At 58.9% G+C, this 671-nt stretch carries 1 protein-coding gene; it reads right to left on the minus strand.

Annotation, left to right across the window (positions count from 1 at the left end; all coding sequences use genetic code 11):
* Positions 1-94 precede the first annotated feature (94 nt).
* Positions 95-475 (minus strand): hypothetical protein, encoded by a 381-nt coding sequence (locus tag ON058_RS11055; protein WP_274669116.1) that lies wholly within the window; start codon positions 473-475, stop codon positions 95-97.
* Between the last annotated feature and the right edge of the window lie 196 nt (positions 476-671).

Genomic DNA, 671 nt, shown 5'->3' on the forward strand with positions numbered 1-671 from the left:
TCGGTCTAGTAACAGATTTCTCGGCGCAGCCGCTAAGAATCCCTTCTCGCGCTGCAGCTCGATATCGAGTTGTTCGCGGCGCCCTGAGGTTGCGTTAGGTGTCGAGTTGTGGCACGTCGGGGCCGAACTCGCTGGCGAAGGCCTGAAGCGGCTCGTTCTTCCAGCGTTGGACAGTGGTGTATGAGACGCCTGCCAGGCCTGCGGTTGCTCGTTGGGGGATGAGGTTGCGTGCGTTGACTTCGTCGATCAGCACTCGGCGCAGCCACTCAGCGTCGTGAATCAGGTGAGACACCTGCCGGAGGGCTTCCTCAACGTACTTGCGGTCACTGGGATCCTCGCCGTTGTAGTTACCTGCAGGTAGAGCCTCGAGGTACTTCAGCCGCTTCTCCATGTCCGGCCTGACCGCCTCTACGAGGTGCGGCGCTCCTTCGGCCTTGCGCCACTGCGCGTTCTCGCTACTGTCGCCTGCTGTCATGGGCACGCCTCCGCTACGGGTCGTCTTTCTCGTCTGATTCGCCCCTCAGACGCGGTCGATCAGAATAGAGTAGCACACTATGACTCTATTTACGGTCATATGTGGTAGTTGTGCGAATACTTTCCTTGAGGGACCATGGACTCGAACACTTGAGCGATTGGAGGCCGATCATGGCCGCATATGAAGTTCTGACCGA

The organism is Demequina sp. B12 (assembly GCF_028823635.1).
GTDB lineage: Bacteria > Actinomycetota > Actinomycetes > Actinomycetales > Demequinaceae > Demequina.